The sequence below is a fragment of the Azospirillum sp. HJ39 genome (assembly GCF_041507355.1).
In the GTDB taxonomy this organism is placed as follows: Bacteria; Pseudomonadota; Alphaproteobacteria; order Azospirillales; family Azospirillaceae; genus Azospirillum; species Azospirillum thiophilum.
In genome coordinates this window covers 332,616-348,087 of record NZ_CP167909.1, presented here as the reverse complement: position 1 = coordinate 348,087, position 15,472 = coordinate 332,616, and the positions used below count along the sequence as shown (strand labels likewise).

The following is a 15,472-nucleotide window of genomic DNA, read 5'->3' as shown; positions in this document are numbered from 1 at the left end:
CCACCGTCGAATTGACGATGACTGCCACGAGCTTCATAGAAACAGGTCACGCTCCCGCTCGAACATTTCGACAACCTCATCGGCGACGATCCGAATAGAGGACTCCTTCCGGTCGCGCCTGCGGGTTATTAGAAACACGTCTTTGCTTGAGGGCGTCATTTCCAGATCGCATATCCGCAAGAGCGGGTCGCTGCGACCGATGTAATGAGGAATTAGGGCTAGACCGGCGCCCGTTCGCGCAGCAATCGATTGAAGGAATTGATCTTTCGCACGAAAGGCCACGCGAGCTCGTGGAAAATGCTTGGCTACCCACATTGCTTGAGAGAGATACGCATCCGCCTCATTGAAGCCGATCAGAACGAGGTTGCCGCCCGCCTCGACTGTACGGCAAGCTTCCTCTGTTCCATAGAAGCCGTAACCGACCGTGGCAATCTGCCGTGCGATGACATCGCCATCCTGGGGAGGATCAAAACGAATTGCGATATCCGCCTCGTACCGCTCAAGGCTGATCGAGCGAAGATTGAAGGCGAGATCGATGTCGAGCCTCGGATAGCGGGCTGCCAATCCTGGCAGGCGTGAAATGAGGAAGCCGGCCGACAAGCCTGGCGACGAATTGATCCGCACCAACCCGCTGGGCGTGCCTTCTGTCATGCCCCGGCCCAAGAGCTGGGCGGCCTGTTCCATATCGCTCGCCGCTTCGAGCGCTTGCGTCCCGGCAGGCGTGAGGACGTAGCCCTCGGGTCGCCGCTCGACGAGCTTTTCTCCTAGACTTTGCTCTAGGGAATGAAGCCTGCGAGCGATCGTCGCGTGGTTGACCGAGAGCATCCGGGCGGCAGCCGACAGGCTGCCATACCGTGCAAGTGCGACAAAGATCCGGACATCCTGCCAATCGATGTCTGTGCGTTTTTTATCGGCCATTGGGCAGATATAGCAAATTTTCCGCATCCCGACAGCGCCATACAGTCTGTCTCAAGCAAGCATGAACGGAGATTGGCAATGTCGGACATCAAGAAAGTCGCCATCGTCACCGGCGCTTCGCAGGGGCTCGGCGAAGGCATTGTAAAAGGGTTCCGCGCCCGGGGTTACGGAGTTGTCGCCACGTCGCGCTCGATCCAGCCCTCTATCGATCCGGACCTGGTGACCGTCGCCGGCGACATCGGCGCCCCCGAAACGGGCAAGCGCCTGGTCGAGGCAGCGCTCGAAAAGTTCGGGCGCATCGACACGCTGGTGAACAATGCCGGCATTTTCATCGGCAAGCCGTTCACCGAATATACGGAAGAGGATTACCGGCTGAAACTGAAGACCAATCTCGACGGTTTCTTCTTCACGACCCAGGCGGTCGTTCCGGTGATGTTGAAGCAGGGTAGCGGCCATGTCGTCCAGATCACGGCATCGACGGCGGAGTTCGCCAGTTCACGCTCTCCCGCCTTTATCGCCATGTTGACGAAGGGCGGGATGAACGCCGCCACCAAGAGCTTGGCAATCGAGTACGCCACACGTGGCATCCGCGTGAACGCCGTCGCGCCTGGCGTCATCCGGACGCCGATGCACAACCCGGAGATCGTCGAGCAGCTGGCCGCCTTCCATCCCATGAACAAGTTGGGCGAGGTCGAGGATATCGTTCGGGCCGTGCTCTACCTTGAGGATGCCGTCTTCTCGACCGGCGAGATCCTGCACGTCGACGGTGGCCTGATCGCCGGGCGATAACCCAACCCGAGGAGAGCGCAGAGGGCGCTCTCCCAGTCTTCTTGGAGAGCCGCATGCCAATCGTGAACATTCTCGTGACGCGCGAAGGCACGAGTCCGGGCGCGCACCGCACGACCGCTGAGCAGAAGGCCGCGGTTTACAAGGGGGTCGCCGACCTGCTCTTCGAGGTTATGGGCAAGCCCCGTGAGGATACAACGGTGATCTTCCACGAACACGAGATCGAAGACTTGGGTCAGGGCGGCTTGCCACTGGCCGAATTCCGCAGCCTGCCGGATAACTGTGCAACAGTGCCCTCAATCGTAGCCGATCGCCGCCTGGACCGCCGCGCGGACCTTGGCAAGCGCCGGTGACGGATCGCGCTTGCGCCACGCCATGCCAAAGGCCAGCACCGGCGTTGCATCGGGTAACGCCCGGTAGGCCACGCCGGGCAGGACAAAGCGCGAAACCCACTGCGGCACAAGAGCGAAACCGAGCCCCTGTCCCACCAACTGCAGCATGGTCAGCTTCTCCGTCACCTCCTGAACCGCCTGCGGACGGTGGCCGTGCGTCTCGAATTGTTGCATGGTCAAGTCGTGCAGCAGCCGGCGGCTGTGTTTCGGGTAGCCAATGAAGGGCTGCGCGGCCAGCCACTCCCAAAACGGCACGTCGCTGGCCTGGGCAGCCAGTGCTTCCGGCAATGCCGCGATGAACGGTTCGTCGAACAAGTGGACACAGGCGAGCTCCGGGTCGCTCACCGGAGGCCTCAGGAACGCCAGATCGATGCGCTGGCGGATCAGGTCCGCCTCCTGCTCGGCAGAGCTGCCTTCAGTCAGGGTGATACTCAGCGTGGGGTGCTCGGCGCGCAGACGGGCGAGCACCGGCGGCAGAACCGCCACCAGCGCCTCGTCGATGCCGCCGATGCGCAGGCTGCCGCCGCCATCCGCCGCCGCCCGCGCCACCCGGACGGTGCGCTCCGCCTGCTCCAGCAGTTGCCTCGCTTCGGCCAGGAACGCCACGCCGGCGGCGGTCAGGCTGACCTGACGTGTGGTGCGGAACAGCAGGGGGCAGCCCAATTCGTCCTCGAGCAGCCGCACCTGATGCGACAGCGCCGCCTGGGCCATGGCCACCCGCTCGGCGGCACGACGGAAATGCAATTCCTCAGCCACCGCGATGAAGCAACGGACCTGACGCAGTTCCAAGAGCGGGCCTTCCGGCAGGAGGAAATGGATGGCGCCGAGTTTAACACGGCGCCATCCACGGTCAGCGAGTTCTGTGGAAGCGGGCATCGTCGCCGAAATGCTCCCGGTAGGCGGCATCGGCTGCGGTTTCGTCGAACTCGCCGCTCATCTTGGCGACCACGACCGTGGCAAGGCTGTTGCCGACGATGTTGGTCACCGAGCGCGCCTCGGCCATGAACCGGTCGACGCCGATCAGCAGCGCCAACCCTTCCACCGGCAGGGCGTGGGTGGCCGACAGTGTCGCGGCCAGCGTCACGAAGCCGGCTCCGGCCACGGCGCCCGCTCCCTTGGAGGTTACCATCAGCAGGACGAGCAGGCCGATCTGCTGACCGAGCGACAGGTCGATGCCGTAGGCCTGGGCGATGAACAGCGCCGCCATCGACAGGTAGATCGACGTTCCATCCATGTTGAAGGAATAGCCGGTCGGCAGGACCAGCCCGACCGTCGGCGCCGAACAGCCCAGCCGCTCCAACCGTGCCATCAGGCGCGGCAGCACGCTTTCCGACGAGGCCGTGCCGAAGACGATCATGATTTCCTGCCCGACGAAGCGCAGGAAGCGCAGCAGGCTGAAGCCGCACATCCGCGCGATGGCGTTCAGAACCACGAAGACGAACAGGGCGCAGGTGACGTAGACCGCCATCATCAGCTTGCCCAGGACCAGGACCGAACCCAGCCCGTATTTGGAAACGGCGAAGGCCATCGCGCCATAGGCGCCGATCGGGGCCAGCCGCATGATCAGCGCGATGATCTTGAACAGGATGTCCGCCAAGGCGTGCATGGCGTCGAGCGCCGGCTTCACACGGTCGCCCGCCAGGGCGGCGGCGCAGCCGAACAGGATGCCGAACAGCACGATTTGCAGCAGGTCGCCTTTGGCGAAGGCGGCCACGATGTTGTCGGGCACCAGATGGGTGAGGAAGTCGAGCATGTAATGCTCGCCCGCCATTTGGCTGTATTTCGTCACGTCCACCGCGCCGGCGCCGAAGGCCGCGCGGTCGAAGCCGTCGCCCGGACGGAGCAGGTTCATCACCACCACGCCGATGCCGAGCGCCAGGGTGGTGACCAACTCGAAATAGAGAAGCGCCATGCCGCCGATCCTGCCGACCCGGCGCAGGTCGCCGATGGCGGCGATGCCGGAGACGATGGTCAGGAAGGCGATCGGCGCCACCACCATCTTGATCAGACGGATGAACAGGTCGCCCAGCGGCTGCATCGCCTGCCCGAAAGCCGGGGCCAGGTGACCGGTGGCGATCCCGAGCAGGATGGCCAGCACCACCTGGACGGTCAGGTTTCCGTACCAGCGGCGCCGGGCCGGGTTGGCCGGCGCCGTATCGGTAAGCGTCGTCATGGCAAAATCCTCCCTGTTCCCGCGCGCGGAAGCGCGCGGGTTGTTGTTTGTTGGTTGCCGGATGGGTGCTGCGACCGCGGGGCTGCTAGGGCAGCCAGGGGATCCGAATGCGGTGCCCGGCCTCGAAGGCGGCGATGGAAGCGGCGTGGGTCATGGTGGTCGCGATGTGGTCGCGGCCGTGCAGCAGCGCCTCGCGGCGACCGGCATCGATGGCGAAGCTCCAGCTGCGGCCGTCCGCCGCCGCGATGGTGCATGCGGTGAGGTCGATGGTCAGCCGTGCCGCCTCCTGCCCCGCCGCCTCCGCCATCAGGGCATCGACGGTGGTGGGATCGAGCGTCAGCGCCAGCAGGCCGTTGCGGGCACAATTGTCGAAGAAGATGCCTGCGAAGCTGGTGCCGAGCAGGGCGCGCACGCCGCGCTGCTTGAGGCCCCAAACCGCGTGCTCGCGCGAGGAGCCGCAGCCGAAATTGGCGCCGACCACCAGGAAGGCGGCGTCGCGCCAACCCGGCCGGTTGAGGATGAAATCGGGACGCTCCCGCCCCGCGGCGTCGAAACGCAGATCGTGGAAAGCGCCCTCGCCGAGGCCGCTGCGATCGATGCCCTTCAGGAACTGCTTGGGCATGATCACGTCGGTGTCGATGTTGGGCAGCGGAATCGCGGCGGCGGTTCCGGTGACCGTGGTGAAAGGCTCCATGGGCATGGTCTCCGGTCGGGTCAGGCCAGTCTTGTCAGGCCGGTCTTGTCAGGGAAGATCGCGCGGATCGCACAGGCGGCCGGCGATCGCCGAGGCGGCGACGAGGGCGGGACTCATCAGATGGGTGCGGGCGCCGCGGCCCTGCCGGCCCTCGAAGTTGCGGTTGGTGCTGGACGCGCAGCGCGCCCCGTCCGGAAGCACGTCGTCGTTCATGGCAAGGCACATGGAGCAGCCGGGCTGGCGCCATTCGAAGCCGGCGGCGACCAGCACGCGGTCGATGCCCTCCTCTTCCGCCTGCCGTCGGACGGCCCCCGATCCCGGCACGACCATCGCCCGCACGGACGGCGCCACCCGGCGCCCCTTCGCCACGCCCGCCACCGCACGCAAATCCTCGATGCGGGCGTTGGTGCAGGAGCCGATGAAGGCGTGGTCGATGGCGATGTCTTCCACCGGGGTGCCGGGAGCCAGCCCCATGTAATCCAGCGCGCGCTCCATGGCCCGGCGGCGGGTGGGATCGGCCTCCGCAGCGGGATCGGGAACGGCGCCATCGATGACGACGGCTTGATCCGGGCTGGTCCCCCAGGTCACCATCGGGCGGACGGCCGCCGCGTCGATGCGAATCTCCCGCGCGAAAGCGGCGTCCGCATCGCTGCGGAACCTGGCCCACAGCGCCTTCCCCCGCTCCCAGTCGGCGCCGGAGGGCGCCCGCGGACGCCCGCGGACATAATCGGCGGTGACGGCATCCGGCGCGATCAGCGCCACCCGCGCGCCGCACTCCACCGCCATGTTGCAGACGGTCATCCGCCCTTCCATGCCCAACGCGGCGATTGCCTCCCCGGCGAACTCCACGGCGTGACCGGCCGCGCCGTCGGCGCCGAGGGAGGCGATCACCGCCATGATCAGATCCTTGGCACCGACACCGTCACCCGCCTTGCCGTCGAGGATCGCCCGCATCGGGGCCAGCCGCCGGTGCACCACCGTCTGCGTCGCCAACACATGCTCGACTTCGGACGTGCCGATGCCGTAGCCGAGCGCGCCGAAGGCACCGTAGGTGGTGGTGTGGCTGTCGCCGCACAGGATGGTCATTCCCGGCTGGGCGAGGCCGAGGTCGGGCACCACCACATGCTCGATGCCTTGCCGCGGGTCCATGAGATCGATCAGTTCGATCCCGAAGTCGGCACAGTTGCGCCGCAGATAGCGGATCTGAGTGGCGGCGCCTTCGTCTGCGACCTCTTCCGTCCGCTGCGGTGCCGTCGGATTGACGTGATCGACGACGGCCAGCTGTGCCGATGGTCGCCAGGGCCGCCGTCCTGCCTCGCGCAGACCGGTGAAGGCCTGGGGGCTGGTGTATTCGTTCATGACATGCAGGTCGACGTAGAGCAGCCGCTCTCCCTCGCCCAGGGAACAGACGGTGTGGGCGTCGAGCAGCTTGTCATAGAGCGTGCGCGGCCCGTGACGGTCGGAAGCGTACGGGGAGCGGGACTCTGGCGATGGCATGAGCGGATCCTGTCCTGGTTGGAAGCGCGGCTGACGCATGCCGTCATCCTACGCGCCGGACTGCGGACCGATTGAGCGGGTTCGATTGTTCAATGAAACCGCGTCGCCGCCCAGCCCACCGCCGGTCCAAGATCGGGCATTCCATTCCGATCGGGAGGCTCAGCCATGATGTTCGAGGGTTTCGACGATTTCGAAGTGCCGACGGACGGCGCAAGCATCCGCGTCCGCCGCGGCGGCCAAGGTGCGCCGCTGCTGCTGCTTCACGGCTACCCGCAGACCGGCGCCATGTGGCACAAGGTGGCGGAGCGGCTGCGCGACCGCCACACACTGGTGGTGGCGGACCTGCGCGGCTACGGCCGTTCGGCCAAGCCGGCGACCGCGCCCGACCACGCCCCCTATTCCAAGCGGGCCATGGCCTCCGACATGGTGCAGGTGATGGCGGCGCTGGGATACGAGCGCTATTCCATCGCCGCCCACGACCGCGGCGCGCGGGTGGCGCACCGGCTGATGCTCGATCATCCCGGCCGGGTTGCCGCCGCCGTCCTGTTGGACATCGCACCGACGCGGGAGATGTATGCCGGCACCACCGATGCCTTTGCGCAGGCCTATTGGCACTGGTTTTTCCTGTGCCAGGCAGCCCCGTTTCCGGAGCGCATGATCGGTGGCGACCCGCGGTTCTACTGGTTGAAGAAGTGCGGCTCCGGCAGTGCCGGCATGTCGCCCTTCACGCCGGAGGCGCTGGCGGAGTATCTCGCCGCCTGGACCCCGGAGACCATCCACGCCTCCTGCGAGGATTACCGGGCTGCGGCGACCATCGACCTTCGCCATGACGAGGAGGACGGCGGTGCAAAGGTGGAATGCCCGCTCCGTGTGTTGTGGGGTGAGCACGGTGTCATCGAGCGCTGCTTCGATGCGCTCGCCGAATGGCGCAAACGGGCCGTGGACGTCTCCGGCCGCAGCCTGCCCGGCGGCCATTACCTTGCCGAGGAGTTGCCGGATCTGGTGGCCGAAGAAATCCGCCGGTTCCTCCGTGACAGGGGAGAGTAGCGGCTCTGGACGTTGGTGCGGAAAGGCCGTGCCGGTGGCGGTCGGGGTGACCTGACGATCCGGGTGACGCCGGAGGCAATCGCCGCGTAATTGCCCGCTGCCACCTGTTGAGCCGGCTGAAGGTATGCGGTGCAATGTATGCCACGGGGCGCCGAAGCAGCGGCCAACGTCGTGCCCCACGGGGCGGTTGTCCACAGCGGGGCGGCCATCGTGGTTCTTCGGTAGAGTCTGGTCACCACACCTCAACCAGACCGAGGGGTGGCCACGATGACCGACGAGATGATGGCGCTTCGCGCGCTGCTGGAGAAGAGCCCTGACGCCGACGTGCTGCGCGAGATGATCGGTTTCGCGGCTGAGCGGCCGATGGCCCCCCCCCGACCATGGCGGCCGCCACAGACGGCGATCTATCGAAAGCACTGGCGGCGCATATCAAAGTATGTGCAAGCAATCAGTGACCATGAATATTTGCTTCCAAACAGACCGTGACATGCCCTAAGCTTCTACAGCCGATACCGGGGGCGGCGCGCCGTTAAGATTCCTTGAATCAAGGAGGGACAGTCAATGGCAGCAGATACCGAGCCGGGCGAATACATCAGCGGAACCAGGACCGCGCAAGGTTACGTGCATTTCACCCGGCAGGGCTGGGTGGAGGTCACGTATACGGTCTCGAACGGGCGTGCACTGCTCGAAGGCTGCATCTATCTCGGCAAACCCGAGGAAATCGAGGCCAACACCAAGCGGATCCAGCAGAACAAAGGCCTGCTGCAGGGAGACATCCAGCACTTCGGCGTGGCCGTCAATTCGCTGGGCCTGCTCTGGCACAACAAGACCGTTCCCTACCAGATCGACGACGGCCTGCCTAATCAGGAGCGCGTGACCGCCGCCATCGCGCACTGGCGGCAGAAGGTTCCGCTTCTCACGTTTGTCGAGCGCACGCCTTCCAACCAGCACAAGTATCGGAACTGGGTCACCTTCATCGCCGGGGACGGCTGCTCCTCCTCGGTCGGCTGCATCGGCGGCGAGCAGTTCATCACACTCGGCCGCGAATGCAGGACCGGCAACGTGATCCACGAGATCGGCCACGCCATCGGGCTGTGGCACGAGCAGAGCCGTGCCGACCGCGATCGGTTCGTGCGCATCGTGACTGCGAACATCGCCGACGGCACCGAGCACAACTTCCTTCAGCACATCAACGACGGGCAGGATCTGGGCGATTACGACTACGGCTCGGCCATGCACTACTCGTCAACTGCCTTTTCGAAGAACGGCAAGCCAACCATCGAGCAGCTGAAGCCGGGCCCCACCATCGGGCAGCGCGATGGCCTGAGCGCGGGGGATGTGGCCTCCGTCGTCACGCTCTATTCCTGACCGACACCACATCCGCACCTGGAGACTGCCGTGGTTTACGTGGTGAAGAATCTCCCAGGGGATGGCCCGCAGGTGCACGTCCTGGTCATCGGGGTCAGCGCGTACCCCTCGCTGCCGCGCCAGCACGAGGCGCCGGTGGCCGGGACCTTCGGGCTGAAGCGCCTGTCCTCGCCGGCCCTCAGCGCCCACCGCTTTCAGCAATGGATCCGGAAGGCGGGTCGCACCGGCCAGCTTCCGAAGCCCCTTGGAACGCTGCAGGTCCTGCTTTCTCCCTCTGCCCGGGAGCGGGCCGTGGAGCCGGACCTCGCCGGTTGGGAGGACAATGCGACCGCCAGGGACGTGATCGAGGCCGTGAACCGCTGGAAGGACCATGCGAAGGAGCACCCCGACGGAATAGCGCTGTTCTACTTCGCCGGGCACGGCATTCAGCGGAACCGGGATGACGCCGTGCTGATCTGCGACGACTTCGGGGCGACCCCGAACATCTCCGCCCACACGCTCGATTTCGGCAACGTGATCGGCGGCATGGCGCCGGAAAACGACGCCGATCCGATCGCCCGCAGCCAGGTCTATTTCATCGACGCCTGCCGCAAGCTGCCATCGCAGATCCTGGGGTTCGAACGCATCAACGTCGGGCAGGCCTTCTTGGCGCCGCTCGGCGGGCGCGACAACCGGAAGCGCCCGGTCTTCTTCGGTACGGTGCCCGACGATGTCGCGTACGGCTTCGACGGCCAAGTCTCGGATTTCACGGGGGCGCTGCTCCTCGGGCTGTCCAAGGCGGCGCCACGCCGCGGGCAGAACAACGAATGGCCCGTAACCGATATCGCCCTCAATGAGTTCCTGGGCCTGCACTTGGCGGAACGGTGGGAGACCACCGGACAGGAGTACCAGCTCGGCGGTGCGGGTTTCAGCGTGCCGATCTGCCATCTCCGCGCTCCGCCCGATGTCAGCTTCAAGGTGTCCATCGCGCCGGACGCCGCCATCGATTGCACGACGATCACCATACAGGATCCGGCGACCCACACCCCGGTATGGCATAAGACGGTGCCCACCCGCCCCGACCACCCCTATCCGGTGGTTCTCAAGGCGGGCATCTACGAGCTTTCCGCGGAGCCGTCGCTGCCGGACTTCGCGCGGCCGCAGCCCGCTTACGAGTCGGTCGACCATCTTCTCCGCGTCTGGCCGGTGAGCTTGTCATGAGTGAAGCCTCCATCACGTTCCGATATGCCGAAGACGCCGCCCCCCCGCCGTCCCGCCCTCTGCTTGTGCACGTCCTTGACCATTCGCTGGAGTTCGTGGCGCAGACGGTCACCGGACGCCCGGTGCCGCTGCCGGCGGACAGGCTGCTCGTGGCCGGCGCGGTCCTGCCGGACGGACGGAGGCTGCAAACGGTCTTCCACACCCCGGAGCAGCCCGGGGACATGGAGGTCGTGCTCCGCGCCGGAACGCCGGCTCCGGCTCCACGCTGGAACAGTCCGATTGGGCACCGCCGGGCCGCCGCCCCGTCGAGCGACGAAATGCTCTTCGGTGCGACCGGGGCGCGGCGGCGGCGCCCCGCCCGGACGACGTGCACGGTGCGCCTGGTCGAGGGTAACCTGCTGAAGAGCCGGAGCAAGATCACGGTGCCGGAGGACTGGAATGCGTGGCCGGAGGACTGGACCCTCGCACCGCAAGGGCCGAGCACCCGATTTGCGGTGCGGGGCACGGACACGACACGCTATCTCCAGATCATCCAGCCCGACCGGGAAGCGATCAACGTGGTGATCCCCGCCGCGCCCGGCGAGGAGGTGCGGATCAGCCTCGTGCAGGCGGAGAACGGCGCCGTCGTCCCGGACATATTGCTGCCCAACGCGGTGGCGGACACCCTGCTGCGTTCCAGCGCCAACCGGCAGATGGAAAACATCAGGCATGTGGTCGAGGATCCAGACACCGCCGAGAGCCTGCTGTGGGAGAAGATCGGGTCGCCGATCGGCGCCGCCGTCGGCGGCTATGCGCTCCTGCGCCTCGGCGAACTCGACCGCATGCACGATTGGGCGGCAAATCTTCTGGGATGGTTCCCCTGGTTGCCCGACGGCGTGACGATCCGCGCCGAGCAGTGCGCGCGGCTCGGTCAGCACGCGGAGGCGCTCGACCTGCTGCTGCGCCTGCCCGGGCGCGGGCTGCCGATGTTCAGCAGCGGGCTGGCCTACGCCGCTAACCGGACGAGGGCCTACCTGCAGGCCGCGCGCGAGTGGTATGTCCACCCCAGCAAACTCGCCGCGCTGCACCGGCTCGATCGGCAGCTCCAGCGCTTCGTGGCCTTTGTCGACTTCTCGCGGCCTATCCTGACCTTTACGGGCAGTGCCCCGCTGCGCCTTCGCGCCGGCACCAACGAGGGGAGGTCGACCATAGCGAAGCTGGGCAAGTCCGTCCGCCTGCCCCCATCCAGTCCCTGATCCGGTCTGCGTTTTCAGTGTTCCGATTTCGGCAAGTCCTGCCGGCGGCACCCGTCAGAAGGAGAGCGAGAGCATGCGTCCATTATCCGGCTCTGCCTTGGCACTTATCATGTCCGCAGCGGCGGCGTTGCCGGGCTGCACCAGCCTAGTGTCGCAGCCCCTGTCCGAATCGCCGACGGTTCCGGCGGAGGGATTCGTCTACTATCTGGCCAAGGGCGGCGTCTTGGCCCAAGTCACGCGGAAGCTGGCCTCCTGCGCACCGGTGCAGATCGAGACGACAGCCACGGTGAAGCCGCTCGTCCTGGCCGACGCCACGGAACCCCACCTCATCCGGTACGAGGACCTGAACGCGATCACCAAGATCACGGATATCGAGCTGACGAACGGGTCCAACTACATCCTGCGCAGCGTCAACGCCAGCGTCGAGGACCGCACCGGGGCGATCATCGAGAACACTGCCAAGACGGTGGTCAGCGTCGTGAAGCTCGCGGCCGGTCTGGCGGCCGACGGGACCGCTACGCCGCCGAAGCCGACGCAATGCACCGCGGACACGAGCTCCGCCCTGGATCAGTACAAGGCCAGCCGCAGGAAGAGCCAGGGGCTCAGCCGCTCCATCAGCGGGTTGGAGGAGGCGCAGGGCACGCGGCAGCAGCAGCTTGCCGTGCTGCGCGGGACCGCCGCCGATCCCGCCAGGGACACGGCCCAATCCATCGCCACCGGGATCGGCAACCTGGAAAAGCTCCGGGCGGAACTCGCCGCCGAACTGAAGAAGCAGGCCGGGCTGGAAAAGGCGCTCTCCTTCTCGCAGACCTACCAGTGGCTGCCCACGGCAAACCAGACCCGGGCATCCTTTCCGGCGTCACGCCAGCTGTTCACGGCATGGTTCGGCAGCGCAGATGTGCAGTCGGACGACTTCTTCGTCACGCTGGAGCTGCTGGAACCGGTGCAGCCAGCTGTTGCCACCGTCCGCGATGCCCCGGCCACGCCCGGCGCCGGGCCGAATCCAGAACCGGTGCGCGGCCGCGGGCTCATCTACCGGCAGCCGGCGCCGAATTACCTGAGGGCCTGCGTCGGACGGCCGAGCTGCGCCGGCGTCGGCGACGACAGCGTCCTGCTCGCCGAAACCGTGTCGATTCCGCAGCATGGCACCAAGGCGGTGCTGCCGCTGAAGAATGGCCTATTCGACAACAACAGCATCAAGGCGACTTTCGACGAGGTTGGCGGCCTTCTGACGCTGACCTTCAAGGCCAAATCCTCTCTGGAGGCGGCAAGCGGCTCGCTGGCGGCGGGAACCGAGACCCTGAGCGGGTTGCCGGCGGCGCGCCAGGACGCCCGGTCCGCGGCGATCGAGGCGAAAACGAAGCTCACCAAGGCCGAGATCGAGCGCGTCAAGGCCGAAACCGACCTGCAGAAGGCGCGGCGCGATCTCAAGGACGAGATGGCCAAGCCCACCGAATAGATGGCCACGACCGGGGCGCCGGCCGGACATTCTCGGTGCCCCTTTCGCTCCCGCACGCTCACGCCTTTCCCCTTTGCTTCCGGAAACATTCCACCAGCCAAGCTCCTCACCCGCGATCGGGCCGAGGCTTAGCAGCCGAACATTGCTCGCGCAACGCGCCGATCATCCTCAATGAGGCATCTGAAACAGCTGGCGTATCCGCGCCACCATCCTGGTGACCGATCCGTTCTCGATCGGTTCGTCGGCCGGCTGGAAACGATGCCTTCCCGTCGAGGCGTGGCGGGAAAGCGTGACGCTCAGCTCTTCGGCCATTCCCGGCCTGTCCAGCAAAAGCGGCGCCAGACTCGCCTTCGCGATCTCGTAGACGACGACGAAGGTCAACGCCCGAATCGTTCCGGGTTCCCCGGCCCCCATGAGGAGCCCGCCCTCGCCAAAGCAGTCGCCGGGGGAAAGGCGGGTCAATTCGGTTTCGCGTCGCGGCTCGTGCCGGAGCACGGCAAGGACGCCGCTGCGGACGATCATCAGCGAACCCGCGATGTCTCCCTGCCCGATGACGACCTCGTCCTTGCGGTAGGTCCGCCGGGTCATCGCCTCGGCAAGCGTCGCCTTCTCGTCCTCCGTCAAGGAGGCGAAGAGCGGAAGGGCATCGAGAAGCCGCAAGGGCGTCGAGCGCTGCAGGGGAGCCCCCTCCTCCGCCGGCCGGTCGTCGGCTCCCGAAGAACCGGGCGGCGGGGCGAGGCGCAGCCCCGACGCCTTGGCGTGGCGGTAGATCAGGTCGAAGATCTCGTTCCGCGCCGCCGTCATCCCCGACAGTTCGGCAACCCAGAAGGACAGCTTGACCTCGATCGCGTGGGCGTCGATGGCGATGATCCGCACCGACGGTTCGGGCCTGCTCAGGATCGCGTTGCAGCTCAGCAGGACGGTCCGCATCACCTCGCAGATCGCCGCTGGCCGGGTGGTGAGTTGCAGACGGACCGTCAGCGTCCCGCCATGGTTCCGGTCGGGGCTGCTGAGATTGGTGAGCCGGGCCTTCGCCAGATCGCTGTTGGGCAGGACGACGAGGTCGTTGGTGCCGTTGAGGAGGTAGGTCGCCCGCCAATTGGTTTCGACGACGCGCCCTTCGATCCCGTCGCTCAGCACGATCCAGTCGCCGATGGCGTAAGGCCGGCCGATGTTGAGCGCGATGCCGGAAAACACGTCGCTCAGCGTGCTCTGCATGGCCAGGCCCAGGATGATGGCGAACACCCCGGACGTGGCGATCAGGGTTCCCACCGGAATGCTGAAGACATTGGCGATGACCGACAGCACCGTGCCGACATAGATCATGCCGACGACCAGATCCTGGATCAGCCGCCCTTCCTGGGGTTGCCGTTCGAAGATGAGGAAGACGCGGGCGAATCCAACCAGCGCCCAGGCGGCGTTCGTCCACCAGATCACCTTGGCGAACCCGATGAGGATCCGTTGCAGGACGAAGGGTTCCGGCGGTCCGGCCTCGTAGGGCACGATGCCGTGATAGAGCAGCAGGATGGTGAGGGCCGCGAAGAACAGGATCTGGCCGACCAGGCGATGGGTCGGGTGGTGACGCAGCGCGACGCGGGTGACCAGCGCCCCGATCAAGGCCAGCGCGCCGGACTGCACGATGGGGTCGGCCAGCAGGTCCGGCAGGTTCGGATCGCTCAATCGCACGCTTCCTTTCGCCCGAGCCACCCGCGCCGGCGGCCGCCCGGCATTACGAGCGCGGTGTCAGCCATACGGTCATTCCCGGTTGCAGCCCATCCTGCCTTTCCAACGGATCCAGCCGGAGCCGGAAGCTGTTCAGGTCATGGTCGCCGACCGCCCGGGCCGCGCGCCAGGTGGCGAACTCGCCAAGCGGCCGCAGTTCGGTGACGCGGGCGTCGATGCGGCGCCCGTCGCCGGTGGCAAGCGCCAGCGTGGCCCCCGGCGTCATCCCGTCCAAGGCATCCTCGCGCAGGGTGAAGGTGAACCAGCGCTCGCCCCCGGCCTCCCCCCCGGCCTCCAGAGTCATCACGGGTTTTCCCGGCGTGACGATCTCCCCCGGCTCGGCCACCAGAAGGCCGACCGTGCCGTCGACCGGGGCCGTCAGCACGGTCTTGGCGAGCCTGGCCTCCAGATCGGCGACCGTCGCCCTGGCCAGCGCGACGCGGGCGTCCGCCAGGGCGCGCTCCTCGCGGGTCGGGCCGGCGACCGCCGCCGCGTGCTGGGCGCGCTTGAGGTCGAGATCGGCCCGCGCCTTGGCGAGGGAGGCGACGCTTTCGTCGAGCTGCACCCGGCTGGCGAAGCCGTTGGCCGACAGCGCGGCGGCGCGGTCGTGCTGCTGTTCGGCAAGCAGCAGGTTAGCCTCGGCCGTCCGCACCGCCTGGGCGGCGATGGCGACCTCCTCGGCGCGCACGCCGGACCGGACCCGGTCGCGGTCGGCCTCGGCGCTGGCGGCGGCGGCCTTCGCTTCGCCCAGGGACGCCGTGAGTTCCGGATTCTCCAGGACCGCCAGCCGGTCGCCCTTGCGGACCGTCTGGCCGGCGCCGACCGCCAGCGACAGCAGCCGCCCCGTCGTTTCCGGCGCGACGCGGATTTCCGTCTGGCGGACCATGCCGGCGACCGGGGCCGCCATCCCTCCGGCCGCCATCCCTCCTGGCAGCGCCCCCCCTGCCAATGCAAGGACGCCGACGCCCGCCAGGACCCGAC

At 66.9% G+C, this 15,472-nt stretch carries 15 protein-coding genes; 8 read left to right on the top strand and 7 right to left on the bottom strand.

What is annotated here, in order from left to right; genetic code table 11:
• Positions 1-33 precede the first annotated feature (33 nt).
• The gene (locus tag ABMY26_RS09020) at positions 34-945 is read right to left on the bottom strand and encodes a LysR family transcriptional regulator (protein WP_372395933.1); all 912 of its coding nucleotides are present in this window, start codon (positions 943-945) and stop codon (positions 34-36) included.
• A gap of 51 nt (positions 946-996) precedes the next feature.
• On the opposite strand from ABMY26_RS09020, the gene ABMY26_RS09015 reads away from it, so the two are divergent.
• Entirely contained in the window at positions 997-1,707 is a 711-nt protein-coding gene (locus ABMY26_RS09015) for an SDR family NAD(P)-dependent oxidoreductase (protein ID WP_372395932.1), read from the top strand.
• A gap of 53 nt (positions 1,708-1,760) precedes the next feature.
• Complete coding sequence (locus ABMY26_RS09010; protein WP_372395931.1) at positions 1,761-2,057, top strand: 4-oxalocrotonate tautomerase family protein; 297 nt, start codon at positions 1,761-1,763, stop codon at positions 2,055-2,057.
• Here the strand turns inward: ABMY26_RS09010 and ABMY26_RS09005 are convergent.
• The 4 genes from ABMY26_RS09005 to leuC all read right to left on the bottom strand — a co-directional run bounded on the left by ABMY26_RS09005 (position 2,001) and on the right by leuC (position 6,460).
• On the bottom strand, positions 2,001-2,885 hold the full coding sequence (locus ABMY26_RS09005; protein ID WP_372395930.1) for a LysR substrate-binding domain-containing protein: 885 nt from the start codon (positions 2,883-2,885) through the stop codon (positions 2,001-2,003). The two genes, ABMY26_RS09010 and ABMY26_RS09005, sit on opposite strands and share 57 nt — an antisense overlap.
• A gap of 61 nt (positions 2,886-2,946) precedes the next feature.
• Positions 2,947-4,269 (bottom strand): C4-dicarboxylate transporter DctA, encoded by a 1,323-nt coding sequence (dctA, locus tag ABMY26_RS09000; protein ID WP_372395929.1) that lies wholly within the window; start codon positions 4,267-4,269, stop codon positions 2,947-2,949.
• A gap of 85 nt (positions 4,270-4,354) precedes the next feature.
• Positions 4,355-4,963 (bottom strand): 3-isopropylmalate dehydratase small subunit, encoded by a 609-nt coding sequence (leuD, locus tag ABMY26_RS08995; protein WP_372395928.1) that lies wholly within the window; start codon positions 4,961-4,963, stop codon positions 4,355-4,357.
• Positions 4,964-5,011: 48 nt separating this feature from the next.
• The gene (leuC, locus tag ABMY26_RS08990) at positions 5,012-6,460 is read right to left on the bottom strand and encodes a 3-isopropylmalate dehydratase large subunit (protein WP_372395927.1); all 1,449 of its coding nucleotides are present in this window, start codon (positions 6,458-6,460) and stop codon (positions 5,012-5,014) included.
• A gap of 165 nt (positions 6,461-6,625) precedes the next feature.
• On the opposite strand from leuC, the gene ABMY26_RS08985 reads away from it, so the two are divergent.
• The 6 genes from ABMY26_RS08985 (at position 6,626) to ABMY26_RS08960 (ending at position 12,769) form a co-directional block, all read left to right on the top strand.
• Complete coding sequence (locus tag ABMY26_RS08985) at positions 6,626-7,507, top strand: alpha/beta fold hydrolase (RefSeq protein ID WP_372395926.1); 882 nt, start codon at positions 6,626-6,628, stop codon at positions 7,505-7,507.
• Between the two features lie 267 nt (positions 7,508-7,774).
• Positions 7,775-7,993, top strand: coding sequence for a hypothetical protein (locus ABMY26_RS08980; RefSeq protein ID WP_372395956.1), 219 nt, complete (start codon positions 7,775-7,777; stop codon positions 7,991-7,993).
• Between the two features lie 75 nt (positions 7,994-8,068).
• On the top strand, positions 8,069-8,875 hold the full coding sequence (locus ABMY26_RS08975; RefSeq protein WP_372395925.1) for a M12 family metallopeptidase: 807 nt from the start codon (positions 8,069-8,071) through the stop codon (positions 8,873-8,875).
• 30 nt (positions 8,876-8,905) lie between these two features.
• Complete coding sequence (locus tag ABMY26_RS08970) at positions 8,906-10,075, top strand: caspase family protein (RefSeq protein WP_372395924.1); 1,170 nt, start codon at positions 8,906-8,908, stop codon at positions 10,073-10,075.
• Complete coding sequence (locus tag ABMY26_RS08965) at positions 10,072-11,310, top strand: hypothetical protein (RefSeq protein WP_372395923.1); 1,239 nt, start codon at positions 10,072-10,074, stop codon at positions 11,308-11,310. Before ABMY26_RS08970 ends, ABMY26_RS08965 begins: the two co-directional genes overlap by 4 nt.
• Before the next feature lie 73 nt (positions 11,311-11,383).
• On the top strand, positions 11,384-12,769 hold the full coding sequence (locus ABMY26_RS08960; RefSeq protein WP_372395922.1) for a hypothetical protein: 1,386 nt from the start codon (positions 11,384-11,386) through the stop codon (positions 12,767-12,769).
• A gap of 168 nt (positions 12,770-12,937) precedes the next feature.
• Here ABMY26_RS08960 and ABMY26_RS08955 read toward each other — a convergent pair whose 3' ends face one another.
• Both ABMY26_RS08955 and ABMY26_RS08950 read right to left on the bottom strand, forming a co-directional pair.
• Complete coding sequence (locus ABMY26_RS08955; RefSeq protein WP_372395921.1) at positions 12,938-14,449, bottom strand: mechanosensitive ion channel family protein; 1,512 nt, start codon at positions 14,447-14,449, stop codon at positions 12,938-12,940.
• A gap of 49 nt (positions 14,450-14,498) precedes the next feature.
• Positions 14,499-15,398: an HlyD family secretion protein gene (locus ABMY26_RS08950; protein WP_372395920.1), complete on the bottom strand. Its 900-nt coding sequence runs from the start codon at positions 15,396-15,398 to the stop codon at positions 14,499-14,501.
• Between the last annotated feature and the right edge of the window lie 74 nt (positions 15,399-15,472).